This window comes from Pseudomonas benzopyrenica, assembly GCF_036884265.1.
GTDB lineage: Bacteria > Pseudomonadota > Gammaproteobacteria > Pseudomonadales > Pseudomonadaceae > Chryseomonas > Chryseomonas benzopyrenica.
In genome coordinates, this window is record NZ_CP145723.1 from 2755618 (window position 1) to 2773284 (window position 17667).

15 protein-coding genes are annotated in these 17667 nt (G+C 64.5%); 2 read left to right on the forward strand and 13 right to left on the reverse strand.

Annotated features, from left to right (window positions below; translation table 11 throughout):
- Positions 1 to 6: 6 nt before the first annotated feature.
- The gene (gene leuC, locus V6W80_RS13070) at positions 7 to 1431 is read right to left on the reverse strand and encodes a 3-isopropylmalate dehydratase large subunit (protein WP_338544477.1); all 1425 of its coding nucleotides are present in this window, start codon (positions 1429 to 1431) and stop codon (positions 7 to 9) included.
- 141 nt (positions 1432 to 1572) lie between these two features.
- Between leuC and V6W80_RS13075 the strand changes: the two genes are divergently transcribed.
- Positions 1573 to 2448, forward strand: coding sequence for a LysR family transcriptional regulator (locus V6W80_RS13075; RefSeq protein WP_338544478.1), 876 nt, complete (start codon positions 1573 to 1575; stop codon positions 2446 to 2448).
- 232 nt (positions 2449 to 2680) lie between these two features.
- Here V6W80_RS13075 and V6W80_RS13080 read toward each other — a convergent pair whose 3' ends face one another.
- From V6W80_RS13080 to edd, 12 genes are all read right to left on the reverse strand, one after another.
- Positions 2681 to 2854 carry a DUF1289 domain-containing protein gene (locus V6W80_RS13080; RefSeq protein WP_081594595.1) on the reverse strand — a complete coding sequence of 58 codons (174 nt, stop codon included), beginning with the start codon at positions 2852 to 2854 and terminating at the stop codon, positions 2681 to 2683.
- A 92-nt stretch (positions 2855 to 2946) separates the two neighbouring features.
- Entirely contained in the window at positions 2947 to 4347 is a 1401-nt protein-coding gene (locus V6W80_RS13085; RefSeq protein WP_338544479.1) for a carbohydrate porin, read from the reverse strand.
- 221 nt (positions 4348 to 4568) lie between these two features.
- Positions 4569 to 5780: an AGE family epimerase/isomerase gene (locus V6W80_RS13090; RefSeq protein WP_338544480.1), complete on the reverse strand. Its 1212-nt coding sequence runs from the start codon at positions 5778 to 5780 to the stop codon at positions 4569 to 4571.
- A gap of 40 nt (positions 5781 to 5820) precedes the next feature.
- Positions 5821 to 6726: a carbohydrate kinase family protein gene (locus V6W80_RS13095; protein ID WP_017641305.1), complete on the reverse strand. Its 906-nt coding sequence runs from the start codon at positions 6724 to 6726 to the stop codon at positions 5821 to 5823.
- A gap of 128 nt (positions 6727 to 6854) precedes the next feature.
- Positions 6855 to 7955: an ABC transporter ATP-binding protein gene (locus V6W80_RS13100; protein WP_338544481.1), complete on the reverse strand. Its 1101-nt coding sequence runs from the start codon at positions 7953 to 7955 to the stop codon at positions 6855 to 6857.
- A gap of 11 nt (positions 7956 to 7966) precedes the next feature.
- Positions 7967 to 8797, reverse strand: a complete 831-nt coding sequence (locus V6W80_RS13105; protein ID WP_017641307.1) for a carbohydrate ABC transporter permease — start codon at positions 8795 to 8797, stop codon at positions 7967 to 7969.
- Positions 8790 to 9707 carry a carbohydrate ABC transporter permease gene (locus V6W80_RS13110; RefSeq protein ID WP_338544482.1) on the reverse strand — a complete coding sequence of 306 codons (918 nt, stop codon included), beginning with the start codon at positions 9705 to 9707 and terminating at the stop codon, positions 8790 to 8792. The genes V6W80_RS13105 and V6W80_RS13110 overlap by 8 nt, the downstream gene beginning before the upstream one ends.
- A 141-nt stretch (positions 9708 to 9848) precedes the next feature.
- The gene (locus V6W80_RS13115; protein WP_338544483.1) at positions 9849 to 11111 is read right to left on the reverse strand and encodes an ABC transporter substrate-binding protein; all 1263 of its coding nucleotides are present in this window, start codon (positions 11109 to 11111) and stop codon (positions 9849 to 9851) included.
- Positions 11112 to 11234: 123 nt separating this feature from the next.
- Positions 11235 to 12683: an ATP-binding protein gene (locus tag V6W80_RS13120; protein ID WP_338544484.1), complete on the reverse strand. Its 1449-nt coding sequence runs from the start codon at positions 12681 to 12683 to the stop codon at positions 11235 to 11237.
- Positions 12673 to 13413: a response regulator gene (locus V6W80_RS13125; protein WP_017641311.1), complete on the reverse strand. Its 741-nt coding sequence runs from the start codon at positions 13411 to 13413 to the stop codon at positions 12673 to 12675. The genes V6W80_RS13120 and V6W80_RS13125 overlap by 11 nt, the downstream gene beginning before the upstream one ends.
- A gap of 262 nt (positions 13414 to 13675) precedes the next feature.
- Positions 13676 to 14653, reverse strand: a complete 978-nt coding sequence (locus V6W80_RS13130; RefSeq protein ID WP_064309577.1) for a glucokinase — start codon at positions 14651 to 14653, stop codon at positions 13676 to 13678.
- Positions 14650 to 16479 (reverse strand): phosphogluconate dehydratase, encoded by a 1830-nt coding sequence (edd, locus tag V6W80_RS13135; RefSeq protein WP_257705863.1) that lies wholly within the window; start codon positions 16477 to 16479, stop codon positions 14650 to 14652. Before edd ends, V6W80_RS13130 begins: the two co-directional genes overlap by 4 nt.
- A gap of 136 nt (positions 16480 to 16615) precedes the next feature.
- Here edd and gap point away from each other — a divergent pair, with 136 nt between their 5' ends.
- Positions 16616 to 17620, forward strand: a complete 1005-nt coding sequence (gap, locus tag V6W80_RS13140) for a type I glyceraldehyde-3-phosphate dehydrogenase (RefSeq protein ID WP_338544485.1) — start codon at positions 16616 to 16618, stop codon at positions 17618 to 17620.
- Positions 17621 to 17667: the final 47 nt, after the last annotated feature.

Below are 17667 nucleotides of genomic sequence, written 5' to 3' on the forward strand. Positions count from 1 at the left end.
GGCTCCTCAGGCGGTGGCGAAGTCGCGGACGTCGACGAAACGACCGGCGATGGCAGCGGCGGCGGCCATGGCCGGGCTCACCAGGTGGGTACGGCCACCGGCGCCTTGCCGGCCTTCGAAGTTGCGGTTGGAGGTGGACGCGCAGTGCTCGCCACTCTCCAGGCGGTCGGCGTTCATCGCCAGGCACATGGAGCAGCCCGGCTCGCGCCACTCGAAGCCGGCTTCGATGAACACCTTGTCCAGGCCTTCGCGCTCGGCCTGGGCCTTGACCAGACCGGAGCCTGGCACCACCAGTGCCTGCTTGAGGGTCGCGGCGACCTTGCGGCCCTTGGCCACGGCGGCAGCGGCGCGCAGGTCTTCGATGCGGGAGTTGGTGCAGGAGCCGATGAAGACGCGATCGAGCACGATGTCGGTGATCGGCTGGTTGGCCTTGAGGCCCATGTATTTCAGGGCGCGTTCGATGGAACCGCGCTTGACCGGATCGGCTTCGCGGGTCGGATCCGGCACCTGCTGGTCGACGGCCAGGACCATCTCGGGCGAGGTGCCCCAGCTGACCTGCGGCTTGATCTGGGCGGCGTCGAGCTCGACCACGGTATCGAAGTGGGCATCGGCATCGGATACCAGGCCACGCCACTCGGCCACGGCGGCCTTCCAGACGGCGCCGGTGGGCGCGAAGGGACGACCCTCGACGTAGTCGATGGTGGTCTGGTCCACCGCCACCATGCCCACCCGGGCACCGGCCTCGATGGACATGTTGCAGATGGTCATGCGCCCTTCCATGGACAGGGCGCGGATGGCGCTGCCGGCGAATTCGATGGCATGGCCGTTACCGCCGGCGGTGCCGATCTTGCCGATGATGGCGAGAACGATGTCCTTGGCGGTCACGCCGAAGGGCAAGTCGCCTTCCACCTTCACCAACATGTTCTTCATCTTCTTAGCCACCAGGCACTGGGTGGCGAGCACGTGCTCGACCTCGGAGGTGCCGATGCCATGGGCCAGAGCGGCGAAGGCGCCGTTGGTAGAAGTATGGGAGTCACCGCAGACCACGGTCATGCCGGGCAGCACGGCGCCCTGCTCCGGGCCGATGACGTGAACGATGCCCTGGCGGACGTCGTTCATCTTGAACTGGGTGATACCGAAGTCGTCGCAGTTCTCGTCCAGGGTGCGGACCTGGATGCGCGAGGTCTCGTCCTTGATGGAGTCGAGGCCTTCCTTGCGATCCGGGGTGGTGGGCACGTTGTGGTCGAGGGTCGCGAGGTTGGCGTCGAGGCGCCAGGGTTTGCGGCCGGCCAGACGCAGGCCTTCGAAAGCCTGGGGCGAGGTCACTTCGTGGATGATGTGGCGGTCGATGTAGAGCAGCGCCGAACCGTCGTCGCGCTGCTTGACCAGATGCATATCCCAGAGTTTGTCGTAGAGCGTCTTGCCAGCCATGGGTGGATTCCTCATCAGGCGTGGAACGGCACGGGCCTTTGCATGCCCTTGGTGCTTGTGGGGTCAAAGATACCGCGCTAGGCTCGCATGAAACAAATTCATCTTTTTCATGAAGCGCATAACCAACAGGAATTCGACGTCTTGGACCTCGCCAATCTCAATGCCTTTGTCGCCATTGCCGAAACCGGCGGCTTTTCCGACGCTGGCGAGCGTCTGCACCTGACCCAACCTGCGGTCAGCAAGCGCATCGCCGCGCTGGAGCAGCAACTGGGGCTGCGATTGTTCGACCGCATCGGGCGGGAGGTCAGCCTGACCGAGGCCGGACGCGCCCTGCTCCCCCGCGCCTATCAGATTCTAGGCGTGATCGATGACACCCGACGCGCCCTGACCAATCTCAATGGTGCCATCGGCGGCCGGCTGACGCTGGCGACCAGTCACCACATCGGCCTGCACCGGCTGCCGCCGATCCTTAGACGGTTCACTCGGGAGTATCCCGAGGTCGCCCTCGACATCCGCTTTCTGGATTCGGAAGCGGCCTACGACGAGATCCTGCATGGGCGGGTGGAGCTGGCCATCATCACCCTGGCACCCCAGACCGCGGCGCCGATCAAGGCGGTGCCGGTGTGGAACGATCCCCTGGATTTCGTGGCGGCGCCCGAGCATGCGCTGGCAAACCAGAAGGAGGTCAGCCTGGCCGATGTGGCGCGGCACCCGGCGGTGTTTCCCGGCGGCAATACCTTTACCCGCCTGATCGTCCATGGTCTGTTCGATGCCCAGGGACTGACACCCAACATCGCCATGAGCACCAACTACCTGGAAACCATCAAGATGCTGGTCTCCATTGGCCTGGCCTGGAGCGTCCTGCCGCGGACCCTGCTGGACGATCAGGTACGCCGGCTGCCGCTGCCGGGAATTCAGTTGGAGCGGCGCCTGGGGTACATCCTGCATACCGAGCGCACCCATTCGAATGCGGCGCAGGCGTTCATGGGATTGCTGGATGAGGTGGAGGGGAAGTAACGCGTTCAGCGTATACCTATTGATTAGGCATGCGTTTCCGGCATTGGCAATCGCGGCCATGGGCCGCTCCTACAAGTACGAAGCTAACCTGTAGGAGCGGCCTATCGCCGCGATCAGCGCCGTAGGTTGGGCTGAGACGGCTTTATCGTCGAAGCCCAACAACGCGGAGTCACCCTGGGCAACGTTGGGCTTCGCTGCGCTCAACCCAACCTACGGTGCCGTCAGGAACGCATCAGCCCTTCTTGAGTTTCTTCAGGCGCTTCCTAGACTTGTCGATGACTTCCTTGCGCTCGCGGTCCTTCAGCTCTTTCCATCCCTTGATCTCTGAGCGTTTGCGGCCACATCCCTGGCAGACGTCGTCTTTGATCTTGCACTGGCTGATGCAGGGACTTTCGACCTTACCCACGGCAACCTCGGAAATGAAAAAGGCCCTGCAGTATAACCACTGCAGGGCCCTGTCCAGCGCCATCGGGCAGGATGGCGGGCTATGGGGGCGATTTAGAAAACCGCTTGAACCTTCAGGCCGCCCACCACGGCATTGTCGACCTCACGTACACCACCTGGATTCTTGATGTACTGGAGGTTGGGACGCACGGTCAGCCAGTTGGTCACGTGCACGCCGTAGTAGATCTCGGCGTCGTACTCGTTGTGCTGCAGCGGCGTGAAGGCCGGATCGTTGTAGTCGGTGGCATCGGCGGCCTGGTTGAGGGCGCGCTGATTGTCGCGGAAGTCGCTGTTGGTGCTGATGCGCGCGATGCCGAAGCCGATGTCATCCTTGGGACGACCGTCGAAGGGGCCCTTGTAGACCAGGCCGGCCTGCACGTAGTTGCTGACCTTGTTGACGTCCTTGGCATGGGCGGTGAAGTTGGCGAACACCGACAGGCCACGGCTCGGGTCATCGTTGTGCGCGGTGATCTGCTGGCGCGCCACGACCCAGTAGCCGTGCTTGCTGGAGTGCTCCTTGTAGTCCAGCCCGGTGAGGGCCGCGGAGTTGCCATTGACGTCTTCGTAGACGTCGTTGGCATCGGCAGTGCTGTAGTAGTAGCCGACGCGGTATTCGCCCGGCAGGCCGTTGACCTTGGGCGACCAGACCATTTCCACCGGCAGGACCGCACCCTTGGTGCCGCTGCTGTTGAGCTTGAAGCCGTTGCCGGTTTCCAGCAGCGACGGATTCTGCTCGTAGGCCCCGACCTGGACGAACAACTCGGGGGTCAGGCTGTACTTGACGCGCAGGGCCCACTGACTGACCGGCCAGTTGTACCAGATGCCTTCCCAGTTACCGACCTGGGAACCGCAGAACGCCAGGTTCTGGAAGTCGCACTCGAAGGAGTTGAAGTCCTCGCCTTCGCCGAAGCGACCAGCCTTGATATCCAGGCGACCGTCGAAGAAGCCCTTGGACAGCCACAGCTGGGTCAGACGCCAGGTCTGGCCACGGCCATAGACTTCCTGCACCGAGGAGTAGCCGCCGACGCGCGGATCGGTGATGCGGTCGTCGGTGAGGTTGCGGCCGTCACGGGAGGTGATGGCCAGCTTGAACACCGAGTTTTCCCAACCGGCGATCTTGTTCATGTCGCCCCACAGGCCAAACATGTACTGCGAGCTCCAGCGCCCGGTGCGATCGTCGTCGTAGCCGCCACGCAGGTTGGTCGCGCCCTCGCCCACGTATTCGAGCTTGATGTCCCAGCCCTTGTCGCGCAGGTCCTTGCGCACGCCACCCCAGTCACCGGTCATGGTGTTGCCCAGCGGCTCGAAGGCGGCCTCGGTGTTGTTGACGCCACTGAAGTTGCCACCCGGATTGGCCTGGGGCGCCGCCTGGGCACCCGCGGCGACCGCCAGGGCCAGCAGCGATACCAGGGGCAGTGCGCGCCCCGGACGATTCTTGTGGTTTTGCTTGTTCATTACTGAGATCCCTTTTTATTGAAGTGATGACACCCAGGGCACGAAACCCGCGTCTCTAATACTTAGAACCTATTCAAAGTCTGCTGCGCGTCGGCCAAACGGCGTTGAAAAGGGCCTGGAAGGCCAGCTCCGTCGGAATGCTCATTTACCACTCGTAAACTCCGCTTCCTCAGCCCTTTTCGCCTGGTTTGGCTCTAGCTCGCGAGACTCTGAACAGGCTCTTACGGCAGGACGTTGAGGACTTCGTAACAGGCACCCATGGTGTGGTAGTCGACCTTGCCGGCCGGACTCTTGTCGTCGGAGTACTTGTGGTTCCGACGGTCGAGCAGGCGCCACCACGCGCCGTGCTCGTGATCGATGAAATGCTTCCAGCTGTAGCGCCAGAGCGCCTCATAGTGTTCCCAATAGCGGGCCTCGCCACTGCGCTCGGCCAGCAGCGCCGCGGCGGCCAGGGCCTCGGCCTGCACCCAGAAATACTTGTCCGGATCGCAGGGTGAGCCGTCCGGGGCGAAGCCGTAATAGAGGCCGCCGTGCTCGCCGTCCCAGCTCAGGCGCCAGGAGATATCGAACAGCGCCTGGGCGCGCGGAAGCAGCCAGGACTGGGGGCGATGGCGTTCGAGGATCAGCAGCAGCTTGGCCCATTCGATCTGGTGCCCCGGCTGGAAACCCCAGGGCCGGAACAGGTTGGCCGGATCGTCGCGGTTGTAGTCCCAGTCGATGGACCAGTCGCTGTGGTAGTGCTCCCAGACCAGGCCACCGGGGACCTCGTCGGCCACCCCGCCCTGCCCTTGGGTCAAGGCCGCCTGGCGCTGGGTCATGTTGCGCGCCAGGGTCTCGGCGCGATCCAGGTAGCGCACCTCGCCGCTGGCTTCGAAGGCGGCCAGCAGGGCTTCGCAGGCGTGCATGTTGGCGTTCTGGCCGCGATACGGGGCCACGGTCTGCCAGTCGGCGCTGATCTCGTCGACATAGAGGCCATCGGCTTCACGCCAGAAATGGGTTTCCAGGGATTCCCAGGCTTCGCTCAGCCAGCCACGCGCCTCCTCGATCCCGGCGAGCAGGCCATGGGCATAGGCCAGCACCACGAAAGCCAGGCCGTAGCAGTGATTGGTGCCATCCACCACGGTGTCGCCGTCGAGCAGCCAGGCATAGCCGCCGTTGGCCTGGCGATGCCGCTCGCGCAGGTACCTCAGGCCATGACGGGTCGCATCCAGGTAGGCCGGATCGCCATAGTGCCGGTAGGCCATGGCGAAATCGAAGACGAAGCGGGTACTGGAGACCAGATGGCGGGTCTGGCGGTCGTAGACCGTGCCGTCGTCCTTGAAGAAGTGATAGAAGCCGCCTTGGGGGTCGACACAGCGGGGATGGTAGAACGCCAGGGTGTGGCGGACGTGTTCCAGCAGGGTGTCGCGACGACGAAAATCGGGGAAGTCCATCGGGTTTCCTTGGCGGCTATTGTTGTTGTGGGAAAGCGGTCTAGTGAGGGCTCACCTGCAGCAGGGCTTCGACATCGGCACGGGTCGGCGCATAGGCGCCGGCATGGCGGCAGGACACCGAGGCACTGGCCGCGGCGAATCTCAGGCGCTGCTGCAGGTCGGTCAGGCCCAGCAGGCCCGAGGCCAGCCAGCCGGCCATGGAGGCATCGCCGGCGCCCACGGTATCGACGACGTCCACGGCGATGGCGGGCTGCTGCCATTCGCCGTCCGGGGTATAGAGCACCAGGCCGTGCTCGCCACGGGTGAAGAGAATGCGGGCCTGTGGATTGAGGGCGCGCAATTCGTCCAGCGCGGCGCGCTCGTCCAGGCCCGGATAGATCTGGCGGATATCTTCGTCGGACAGCTTGATGTCGTCGGCCAGGCGCACCAGTTCGGGAAAGGTCTGCTGGCGATAGCGATCGTCCATCAGGTTGCGCCAGTTGGGATCGTAGCTCAGGCGCTTGCCAGCGGCCTTGGCCTGGCGCGCCAGGTTCAGCAGGGTATCGGCCAGCGGATAGCGGGCCAGGCTGATGCAGCTGAAATGGCAGACTTCGGCGGCCTCCAGCCAGCCTTCGGGCAGCAGCGCCGGATCGAACTGAAGATCGGCTTCGCCAGCGAAGAAATAGCGCGGCGGGCGGCTCGACGGCACGATGGCCACCAGCGGGTCGGCGGCGACGCGCTGGAGGAAGCGGGTATCGAGACCGGCGGTTTCCGATTGCCAGGCGATCTCGTCACCCAGGCCATCCTGACTGATGGCACCACCGAAGGCGCTTGTCACGCCCAGCCGGGCCAGGCCACGCGCCACGTTCCAGGGGGCGCCGCCTGGATAACCCCGCCATTCGCCAGGATTACCCTGGACGATGTCGGTGAGGGCTTCGCCAAAGACCACAACGCGGGGTAGTGCCATTCTTGTTCTCCTGTCTGTCACGGCAGCCGGGAGTCGATCCCGAGCCTTTGGTAAGGCCGCAACCCGACCTCAGGCGCGGCGGCGGGCGGACCTTACCACTGCTGTAACGTTTCAGCCATGAACTCCGTTCAAGAAAGTCGGCGACCGCTGGCTGGATCGAACAGCACCGCCCGTCGCGAATCGATCCGCCACAGCACCTGGTCGCCGGCCCGCGGCGCTTCACCCGGCGCGACCCGGCAGCAGACCTTGGTGCCGTTCCATTCGGCGTACAGCAGGGTGTCCGGGCCGGTCGGCTCGACTACCTGGATCCGCGTCAGGATGCCTGGCACCGCGTTGTCCGCCGGATGCGCCGACTGGATCTGCTCCGGACGCACCCCAAGGATAGCCTCTCGGCCAGCCAGCGCCGGATCCAGTTCCGGCAAGTCCACTTGGCTGTCGCCGGTGTCGCCGGTGACCCGCGCGACCACCCTGCCCTCACGGGCTTCGAGACGCACCGGCACGAAGTTCATCGGCGGCGAGCCGATGAAACTGGCGACGAAGAGGTTGGCCGGATCGTTGTAGATCTCTTCAGGGGTACCGAACTGCTGCACCTCGCCATCCTTCATCACCGCGACCCGATCTCCCAGGGTCATGGCTTCGATCTGGTCATGGGTGACGTAGACCGTAGTGGTCTGCAGGCGCTGGTGCATCAGCTTGATCTCGGTGCGCATCTCCACCCGCAGCTTGGCGTCGAGGTTGGACAGCGGCTCGTCGAACAGATAGAGCTTGGGCCGGCGCGCCAGGGCACGGCCCATGGCCACCCGCTGCTGCTGGCCACCGGAGAGCTGCGCCGGCTTGCGCTCCAGCAGGTGCTCGATCTGCAGCAGCTTGGCCACGCGCGCCACCTCGGCGTCGATCTGCTCCTTGGGCGTCTTGCGGATCTTCAGGCCGAAGGCGATGTTCTCGCGCACGGTCATGGTCGGATACAGGGCGTAGGACTGGAACACCATGGCGATATCCCGGTCCTTGGGCTCGACCTGGGTGACGTCCTCGCCGTCCAGGCAGATGGCGCCGCTGCTGATGTCTTCCAGGCCGGCGATGGCGTTCATCAGGGTGGATTTGCCACAGCCGGAGGGGCCCACCAGGATGAGGAACTGACCCGCGTCGATGCGGATGTCGATGCCCTTGAGGGCTTCCTGGGCGGCGTTGCCGTAGGTCTTGCGTACGCTTTTGAGTTCGAGAGCTGCCATGGTGGCCTTCCTTATCCTTTGACCACGCCCGAGGTCAGGCCCCGGACGAAATACTTGCCAGCGAAGATGTAGACCAGCAGCGTCGGCAGCGCGGCGATCATGGCGGCGGCCATGTCGACGTTGTATTCCTTCGCGCCGGTGCTGGTGTTGACCAGGTTGTTCAGGGCCACGGTGATGGGCTGCGACGAGCCGCTGGCGAACACCACGCCGAACAGGAAGTCGTTCCACACCTGGGTGAACTGCCAGATCAGGCTGACCATCACGATGGGCGTGGACAGCGGCAGCAGGATCTTGAAGAAGATGGTGAAGAAGCCCGCTCCGTCCAGCCGCGCTGCCTTGATCAGGGCATCGGGGATGCCCACGTAGTAGTTGCGGAAGAACAGCGTGGTGAAGGCCAGGCCGTAGATCACGTGCACCAGCACCAGGCCGGCGGTGGTGTTGGCCAGGCCCAGCTGGCCGAGGGTGAAGGACATCGGCAGCAGGATCACCTGGAAGGGAATGAAGCAGCCGAACAGCAGCAGGCTGAATAGCAGATTCGAACCGCGGAACTGCCACTTCGACAGGGCGTAGCCGTTGAGCGCGCCGATGAAGGTGGAGATGATCACCGCGGGCACGGTGATCATGAAGGAGTTCCAGAAGTAGCTGTGCACCACGTCCCAGGCCTTGAGCCAGCCGATCACCGTCCAGTCCAGGGGCAGGCTCAGCAGGTTGCCGGTGCGGACATCGTCCGGGGTCTTGAAGCTGGTCAGCAGCATCACCAGCAGCGGTACCAGATAGACCGCGCAGGCGATGATCAGGGTGGCGTGGATGGCCACGCGATTGACGTTCAGAGCCTTAGCCATTTCGCTTGCTCCGCAATTCCGAGTAGAGGTAGGGCACCAGCACCGCTAACACCGCGCCGAGCATCAACACCGCACTGGCCGAACCCAGGCCCATCTGGCCGCGGGTGAAGGTGTGCTGGTACATGAACACCGCCGGCAGGTCCGAGGCGTAGCCGGGACCACCCGCGGTCATGGCCATGACCAGGTCGAAGCTCTTGATGGCGATGTGGGCGAGGATCATCACCGCACTGAAGAACACCGGCCGCAGGCTCGGCAGGACGATGCGCAGGTAGATGATGGGCAACCCTGCCCCGTCGACCTGGGCGGCGCGCAGGATGGAGGAATCCACACCGCGCAGACCAGCGAGAAACATCGCCATGACGAAACCCGAGGCCTGCCAGAGGGCGGCGATCAGCAGGCAGTAGATGACCCGGTCGGGGTCCACCAGCCAGTCGAAGCGAAAGCCTTCCCAACCCCAGTCGCGCAGCAGCTTGTCCAGGCCCATGCCGGGGTTGAGCAACCACTTCCAGGCGGTGCCGGTGACGATCATCGACAGCGCCATGGGATAGAGGTAGATGGTGCGGATGAAGCCTTCGCGGCGGATGCGCTGGTCCAGCAGGATGGCGAAGAAGACGCCGATGGCCAGGCTCAACAGGATGAACAGGCCGCCGAAGATCGCCAGGTTCTTGCAGGCCACCAGCCAGCGGTCGTTTTCCAGCAGCCGTGCGTATTGGGCGAAACCGGCGAAATTGTAGCTGGGCAGGAAGCGCGAATTGGTAAAGGAGATCACCGCCGTCCACAGCATGTAGCCATAGAGGCAGACGACCATGGCGATGGCCGTGGGCGCCAGCACCAGCTTGGGCAGCAGGCGCTGCAGCCGGTCCGGGCGTCGGCTGACCGCCGTCGCGGGAAGAGTTTCGGTAAGAGCCATGGAGGCGTTCTCAGGGGTGGTATTATCTGGGCGTCAGGCATTTGGATGATCGCGGCCATGGGCCGCTCCTACAGCCGACGATTGGCCTGTAGGAGCGGCCTACGGCCGCGATAAACAATCCTTACCGATGGCTGTTTGCGCTTACTTCGCGGCCTGGATGGCGGCGACCAGTTGCTCGGTGGCCTTCTTCGGATCGGCGTTGGCGTCGTTGAAGAAGTTGGTCACCACGTCGAAGATCGCACCCTGCACATAGCTGGTGTTGGCCATGCTGTGCGCCATGCTCGGCTCGGCCTTGCCCTCGGCATTGGCCGCCTGGAAGTCCTTGGCGGACTGCTGGGCGCAGCTGTCGAACTTGGCCAGGTCGATGTCGTTACGCACCGGGATGGAGCCCTTGTTGAGGTTGAAGACCTCCTGGAAGGGCTTGTCGATGACGGTGCGCACCAGATCGTCCTGGGCCTTCTGGTTGTCCTTGTTCTTGATCTTGAACATGGCCAGGGAGTCGATGTTGTAGATGAAGTCGCCCTGGGTGCCTGGCATGACCACGCATTCGTAGTCGACGCCCGGCTTCTTGCCGGCGGCGGTGAATTCGGCCTTGGCCCAGTCGCCCATGATCTGCATGCCGGCCTTGCCCTCGATGACCATGGCGGTGGCCAGGTTCCAGTCGCGACCGGCGGCGTTGGGATCGACGTAGCCCTTGATGCGCTTAAAGGTCTTGAAGACCTCGACCATCTTGTCGCTGCGGATGGTGTCGGCATCGGTCTGCACGAAGACCTTGTCGTAGCCTTCCGGGCCCATGATGGCCATGACCAGGGATTCGAAGATGGTGCCGTCCTGCCAGTTCTGACCACCGTGGGCCAGGGGCACGACGCCAGCGGCCTTCAGCTTGTCGGCGGCTTCGAAGAATTCGTCCAGGGTGGTGGGGACCTTGGCGCCGGCCTTCTTGAAGACGGCGGGGTTGATCCACAGCCAGTTGATGCGGTGGATGCCGGCCGGCACGGCGACGTACTCGCCGTCGTGCTGCATGGTCTGAGCCACGCGCTTGGGCAGGATGGTGTCCCAGTTACCCTGCTTGGCGATGTCGCTGATGTTGGCCAGGAAGCCCATGCTGGCCCACTCCTGGATGTCGGGGCCTTTCAGCTGGGCAGCGGACGGCGGGTTGCCAGAGACGGCGCGGGTCTTGAGCACGGTCATGGCGGCTTCACCGGCGCCACCGGCCACGGCGAAGTCCTTCCAAGTATCGCCCTGCTTCTGCATCAGTTGCTTGAGCACATCGACGGCGCGAGCCTCGCCACCGGAGGTCCACCAGTGCAGCACCTCGACCTCACCGGCATGGGCGGTCAGGGGGGCAGCCAGCGCGGCGCAGGAAAGGGAAACGGCGAGAGCGAGACGATTCAATGCCTTCATGAGGGGTCGTTCCTTGTTGTTTTTTTATTGGAGCTGGGCCGAGTCTAGTCAGACGACTGCGACCGTGGGTAACGAAGGGAAGGCGTTTTGTCACGAGCTGGTGACATAGCGGTAGGGTCCTGCCTAGCTGCGCGGTAGGGTCAGGGTCACCCGCAGACCGCCCTCGCGGCGGTTGCGCAGCTCCACCTCGCCGCCATGGGCGTGGGCCAGGTTGCGGGCGATGCCCAGGCCCAGGCCGTAACCCTGGCGGTCGGTGGCCAGGCGGACATGGGGCTGGAACACCTGCTCCAGCTCCTGCTCGGGCACCCCTGGCCCTTCGTCGTCGACATGCAGGACGAAGGCATGACCGTCGTCCTCCACCTGCAAATGAGCGCGATGGCCATACTTGAGGGCGTTGTCCAGCAGATTGCCGATGCACCGCTTGAGCGCCAGGGGCTTGCCCAGCAGGGTGCCCTGGGCTTCTCCGGTGAGGCATACCCGCGGGGGCTGCTCCTGGGTGAAGGGCTCCACCAGCTGCACCAGCAGCGCCTGCAGGTCGACCGGCTCCAAGTTCTCGTGAATGTCGGTGTCCTTGACGCACTGCAGGGCGCCCTTCACCAACAGATCCAGCTCGTCCAGATCACGCACGAGCTTGGCCTGCATCACCTCGTCGTCCACCAACTCGGCGCGCAGGCGCAGCCGGGTGATGGGGGTACGCAGGTCGTGGGAGATGGCGCTGAACAGCTGGGCGCGCTCGTCCAGGTAACGAGCGATGCGTTCACGCATGGCGTTGAAGGCGCGGGTGACCTCGCGGATTTCCTGGGCACCCTCCTCCCGCACCGGCGGTGTATGCACCTCCAGCGACAGCTCCCGTGCGGCGCGCGACAGGCGTTTGAGTGGGCGACTCTGCCAGCGGATCAGCAGGCCGATGAACAGCAGCAGGAAGGCGCTGCTGAAGACCATGAACAGCAGCTGCTGCAGGGGCAGCCAGGACTCGTCCAGGCTGTAGTAAGGCGCCGGCATCAGGGTCGCCAGATACACCCACTCCCCTTCGCCGATGCGGATCTGGGTCACCAGCACCGGCGGCTCCAGCGGCTCTAGACTCAGGGCATAGTGCGCCCAGGAGCGCGGCAGTTCGTCGAGCGCCACCGCACCGTTGAACAGCCGCAGCTGCTGCGGGCCGATGAATTCCACGTACATGGGCATGGTGGCGCCCAGGCGTTCGCGCAGCACCGCTTCGACCTCCTGCAGCACGGCGCGACGCCCTGGGGTCGCGGGGAGTGCCTGCATGGTCAGCGGCTTTTCGTTGAGCGAGACGAAGAAGCGTGTGCCGCCCATGTTGCGCAGCTGTTCCAGCACCAGCGGCCGATAGGCCGGTGGCAGCAGACTGAAATAACGCACGCTGGCGGCGATGGAATAGCCCAGGCTGCGGGCCGCGGTCTGCAGGCCCTGGTTGCGATCGCTGCGCAATGCGGCCGACCAGAACAGCGCCGAGGCGCCTTGGGCCAGGAGTACCGCCAGCAGGGTCAGGAGCAGCATCCGCGCCAGCAGGGAACGCGGCACCAGCCGCGCGAGCGGACCGCTACACCGCATCGGCGACCAGCCCGCTGACCTCGGCGGCGAGCAAATACCCGGAACCACGCACGGTACGGATCAGCCGCGGCGACTTGCCGGTGTCTCTCAGACGCTGACGCAGGCGACTCACCGCCATGTCGACGATGCGTTCCAGCGGCAGCACCTCGCGGCCCCGGGTGGCATTGGCGATGGTGTCGCGGTCGAGGATTTGCTGAGGATGATCGAGAAACAGCTTGAGCAGGGTGAAATCGGCGCCCGACAGGATGACCTCCTCGCCGTCGCGGTGGAACAGCCGATGACTGACCGGATCCAGGCGCCAGTCGTCGAAGGTCAGCAGACCGGTAGCCACCGGACGCGTTTCGCCAAAGCCGGCCCGGCGCAACAGCGCCTTGATGCGCGCCAGCAGTTCGCGGGGGCTGAAGGGCTTGCCCAGATAGTCGTCGGCGCCCAGCTCCAGGCCAATGACCCGATCCGCCTCGTCGGAACTGGCGGTGAGCATGATGATGGGCACTTGGCGGCAGCTCGACTGCTCGCGCATCCAGCGGCAGAGGGCGAAGCCGTCTTCGCCGGGGAGCATGACGTCGAGGATCAGCAGGTCGGGGACGAAGTCACCCAGCGCCCGGCGCAGCTCGCGGCCATCGCCAACGGCGCGCACCTGATAGCCGGCACGGGTGAGATAGGCGTCGAGAAGCTCACGGATTTCCCCGTCGTCGTCGACGACCAGGAGGGATTTGCCCAGGGTGGACATGGCGATGTTCGCTCTTGTTGTCTTGGCCGGAGGCCAGCTACCGGTAGTGCCGGCAGCATACCGGGGTCGGGCGACCTTGAGTAGTCGCCCACCCCGGGGTGGATCAGAGCCTGTTCAAAGGATCGCGAGCTAGAGCCAAACAAGGCAAAAATGGCTGAGGAAGCGGATCGGACCCGCGCTCGGGTTTACGAATGGTAAATGAGCATTCCGAAGCCATTTTTAACGCAGTTTGGCCGACGCGCAGCAGACTTTGAACAGGCTCTTAGACCTGTCGCGCCTCGGCGATGGTTTGATCCAGGGCGACGCCGGCACCGAACAGCCCCGGATACTCGGCGGTCACCAGCCAGGCCGGGATGTCCTTGAGGTAGGCGCTGCTGGTCTTGCCCTTGTCAGCGAAGGCATGGGCGAAGGCCCCGCTCTGGAAGCGCTCGACGAAGCGCGGCAGGATGCCACCGGCAATGTAAACGCCACCCAGGGCGCCCAGGGTCAGGGCCGCGTTGCCGGCGACCCGCGCCAGCCAGATGAAGAACTGCTCCAGCACGGCATCGGCATAGGGATCGCCCTTGAGCGCCAGCTCGCAGATGTCCGCCGCGCTGTGCAGGGCGGCGGTCCGGCCGTCCAGTTCGCAACTCGCGTGATAGAGGTTGACCAGGCCGCTGCCGGACACCACGCGCTCCGCGGAGACGTGGTTGCCGAACTGGCGCTTGAGGATCTTCCAGATATCGAATTCACGCTGGGTGTTGATCGGCAGGTCGACGTGACCGCCCTCGCTCGGCAGCACGATCCAGCGATCCTTGCCGCTGGGCACCAGGCTGGCGAGACCCAGGCCGGTGCCGGGACCGATCACCAGGCGCGGGCGGGTCGGCAAGGCGATGCCGTCGCGCACCTGGACCGAGTCCGCCGGATCCAGGCGGGCGATCGCCCAGGCCATGGACGTGAAGTCGTTGATCAGCAGCAGATGGGTCAGGCCCAGCTCGCGGCAGAACTGCTCGCGCTTGATCACCCAGTGATTGTTGGTGAAGCGGAAGTCACCCTCGCCCACCGGGCCCGCACAGGCGAGGCACACGGCGGTGATGTCATCCAGCGCCACGCCGGTCTGCGCCAGGTACTTGCGTACCGCGTCTTCCGGACAGGCGTAATCCGCACAGGCGAAGACCTCGATGGCCTCCAGGCGACCGTCACGCCACAGGGCGAAGCGGGCATTGGTGCCCCCGATGTCGCCAACCAAAGCCAAACTCATTTCAGCGCCTCCAGGCTGGAAGTAAATGCACTGGCACCCGATTCAGCCGTGCTCATGGCGCCGCGCATGAAGGCGAACAACTCACGACCACAGCCTACCCCGGTGCCCTGGGGCGCTTCGACCGTCTGGCGGGCCATCCATTCGTCCGCCGGGACCAGAATCCTCAGCTCTCCGGTACGCCCATCGACACGGATGAGATCGCCGTCACAGACCTTGGCCAGCGGACCGCCGTCGATGGCTTCCGGGCAGACATGGATCGCCGCCGGAACCTTGCCCGAAGCGCCGGACATGCGGCCGTCGGTGACCAGAGCCACCTTGAAGCCGCGATCCTGCAGCACGCCGAGGTAGGGGGTGAGCTTGTGCAACTCGGGCATACCCAGGGCCTTGGGTCCCTGGAAGCGTACCACCGCGACGAAGTCGCGCTCCAGTTCGCCGGCCTTGAAGGCGGCCGCCAGTTCGCTCTGGTCATGGAAGACCCGCGCCGGGGCCTCGACCAACTGATGTTTGGGCGCCACGGCCGACACCTTCATCACGCCGCGGCCGAGGTTGCCCTGCATGACGCGCAGGCCGCCCTCTTCGTTGAACGGGCGGCTGGCCGGCCGCAGGATGTCTTCGTCCAGGCTCTCGGCGCGGCCGGTGCGCCACTCCAGCTTGCCGTCCACCAGGAAGGGTTCCTGCAGGTAGCGCGACAGGCCGCGGCCCATGATGGTGTTGACGTCTTCATGCAGCAACCCGGCTTCGAGCAGGGTGTGCACCATGAAGTTGACGCCACCGGCGGCGTGGAAATGGTTCACGTCGGCCTTGCCGTTGGGATAGACCTGCGCCAGGGTCGGGGTCACCGCCGAGATCTCGGCCATGTCGTCCCAGGTCAGCTGGATGCCGGCGGCCTGGGCGATGGCTGGGATGTGCAGGGTATGGTTGGTCGAGCCACCGGTGGCACTCAGGGCGACCACGGAGTTGACGATGGACTTCTCGTCGACGATCTCGCCCAGCGGCATGAAGTTGCCGCCCTGATGGGTGATGCGGGTCACCTGGCGCGCCGCCTCGCGGGTGAGTTCGTCACGCAGCGGGGTGTAGGGATTGACGAAGGAAGAACCCGGCAGGTGCAGGCCCATCACTTCCATCACCACCTGGTTGGTGTTGGCGGTGCCATAGAAGGTGCAGGTGCCGGGGCTGTGGTAGGACTTCATCTCCGATTCCAGCAGCTCTTCGCGGGTCGCCTTGCCCTCGGCGAAGGCCTGGCGCACGCGCGCCTTCTCCTTGTTGGAGATGCCCGACGGCATGGGGCCGCCCGGGACGAAGATCATCGGCAGATGGCCGAAGCGCAGCGCGCCGATCATCAGGCCAGGAATGATCTTGTCGCAGATGCCCAGCAGCAGCGCGGCGTCGAACATGTTGTGCGACAGGGCCACCGCGGTGGACATGGCGATGACTTCGCGACTCGCCAGGCTCAGCTCCATGCCGGCCTCGCCCTGGGTCACGCCGTCGCACATGGCCGGCACGCCGCCGGCGAACTGACCGACGGAGCCGATCTCGCGCAGCGCCTGTTTGATCAGCTCCGGGTAGTGCTCGTAGGGCTGGTGAGCCGACAACATGTCGTTGTAGCTGGAAACGATGGCGACGTTGGCCTGGTCCATCAAACGGAGGCGCTGCTTATCCGTCGAGGATCCACACCCGGCGACGCCATGGGCGAAATTGGCGCATTGCAGCTTGCCGCGCTGCGGACCGTCGCTGGCGGCGGCCCGGATCATGGCGAGGTAACGCTCACGGGTCGGACGACTGCGTTCCACCAACCGCTGTGTGACTTCGAGGACGCGAGGATGCATGGTTTCGATTCTCCACCGGGCTAAATTTGTTGTTATTTAAAACATTCACAGCCAAATTGGCGCTATTATTCCGCTTAGCACGCGTCATGTGTAATGTTTTTTACAACAAAACCCAGCTATCGCGAGGTTTCTCTCAATGAGTATTCGTATTGCCATCAATGGTTTTGGACGCATCGGCCGCAACGTGCTGCGGGCGCTGTATACCGAGGGCTATCGCCAGGACCTGGAGGTCGTCGCGATCAACGACCTGGGCGACGCCGCCATCAATGCGCATCTCCTACAGTATGACAGCGTTCATGACCGCTTCCCTGCCGAGGTGTCCGTCGAGGGCGACAAGCTGGTGGTCAATGGCGACCGCATCGCCGTGACGGCCATCCGCAACCCGGCCGAGCTGCCGTGGAAGGACCTGAAGATCGACGTGGTGTTCGAATGCACTGGCCTCTTCACCAGCCGCGACAAGGCCGCTGCCCACCTGGAAGCCGGCGCCTCCAAGGTGATCATCTCGGCACCGGGCAAGGACGTGGACGCCACCATCGTCTATGGCGTCAATGACAACATCCTGCGTCAGTCGCACCAGATCATCTCCAACGCCTCTTGCACCACCAACTGCCTGGCGCCGGTCGCCCAGGTGCTGCAGCGCGAACTGGGTATCGAGAACGGTCTGATGACCACCATCCATGCCTACACCAACGACCAGAACCTGTCGGACGTCTACCACTCCGACCCCTTCCGGGCGCGTTCGGCCACCCAGTCGATGATCCCGACCAAGACCGGTGCCGCCGAGGCCGTGGGCCTGGTTCTGCCGGAGCTGCAAGGCAAGTTTAGCGGCATGGCGGTGCGGGTGCCGACCATCAACGTGTCGCTGGTCGATTTGACCATCCTGACCGCCAAGGAAACCGACGCCAAGACCATCAACGCCTTCATGAAGGCGGCGGCCGAAGCTTCGCCGGTGCTGGGCTACAACGACAAGCCGCTGGTCTCCATCGACTTCAACCACAACCGCCTGTCGTCGATCTTCGACGCCAACCACACCAAGGTGAGCGGCAAGCTGGTGAAGATCATGGCCTGGTACGACAACGAGTGGGGCTTCTCCAACCGTATGCTCGATACCTGCAAGGCGCTGGTCAACGCACCGGCCTGAGGTCTGTAGGTCTGGGTTGGAAGAAAGCGCCTTCGGGCGCTTTTTTC

Excerpts from the sequence above, each read along its gene's own strand:
- leuC (WP_338544477.1), bottom strand. The coding sequence starts at position 1,431 with ATGGCTGGCAAGACGCTCTACGACAAACTCTGGGATATGCATCTGGTC.
- V6W80_RS13085 (WP_338544479.1), bottom strand. The coding sequence starts at position 4,347 with ATGAACAAGCAAAACCACAAGAATCGTCCGGGGCGCGCACTGCCCCTG.
- V6W80_RS13090 (WP_338544480.1), bottom strand. The coding sequence starts at position 5,780 with ATGGACTTCCCCGATTTTCGTCGTCGCGACACCCTGCTGGAACACGTC.
- V6W80_RS13095 (WP_017641305.1), bottom strand. The coding sequence starts at position 6,726 with ATGGCACTACCCCGCGTTGTGGTCTTTGGCGAAGCCCTCACCGACATC.
- V6W80_RS13100 (WP_338544481.1), bottom strand. The coding sequence starts at position 7,955 with ATGGCAGCTCTCGAACTCAAAAGCGTACGCAAGACCTACGGCAACGCC.
- V6W80_RS13105 (WP_017641307.1), bottom strand. The coding sequence starts at position 8,797 with ATGGCTAAGGCTCTGAACGTCAATCGCGTGGCCATCCACGCCACCCTG.
- V6W80_RS13110 (WP_338544482.1), bottom strand. The coding sequence starts at position 9,707 with ATGGCTCTTACCGAAACTCTTCCCGCGACGGCGGTCAGCCGACGCCCG.
- V6W80_RS13115 (WP_338544483.1), bottom strand. The coding sequence starts at position 11,111 with ATGAAGGCATTGAATCGTCTCGCTCTCGCCGTTTCCCTTTCCTGCGCC.
- V6W80_RS13120 (WP_338544484.1), bottom strand. The coding sequence starts at position 12,683 with ATGCGGTGTAGCGGTCCGCTCGCGCGGCTGGTGCCGCGTTCCCTGCTG.
- V6W80_RS13125 (WP_017641311.1), bottom strand. The coding sequence starts at position 13,413 with ATGTCCACCCTGGGCAAATCCCTCCTGGTCGTCGACGACGACGGGGAA.
- V6W80_RS13130 (WP_064309577.1), bottom strand. The coding sequence starts at position 14,653 with ATGAGTTTGGCTTTGGTTGGCGACATCGGGGGCACCAATGCCCGCTTC.
- edd (WP_257705863.1), bottom strand. The coding sequence starts at position 16,479 with ATGCATCCTCGCGTCCTCGAAGTCACACAGCGGTTGGTGGAACGCAGT.
- gap (WP_338544485.1), top strand. The coding sequence starts at position 16,616 with ATGAGTATTCGTATTGCCATCAATGGTTTTGGACGCATCGGCCGCAAC.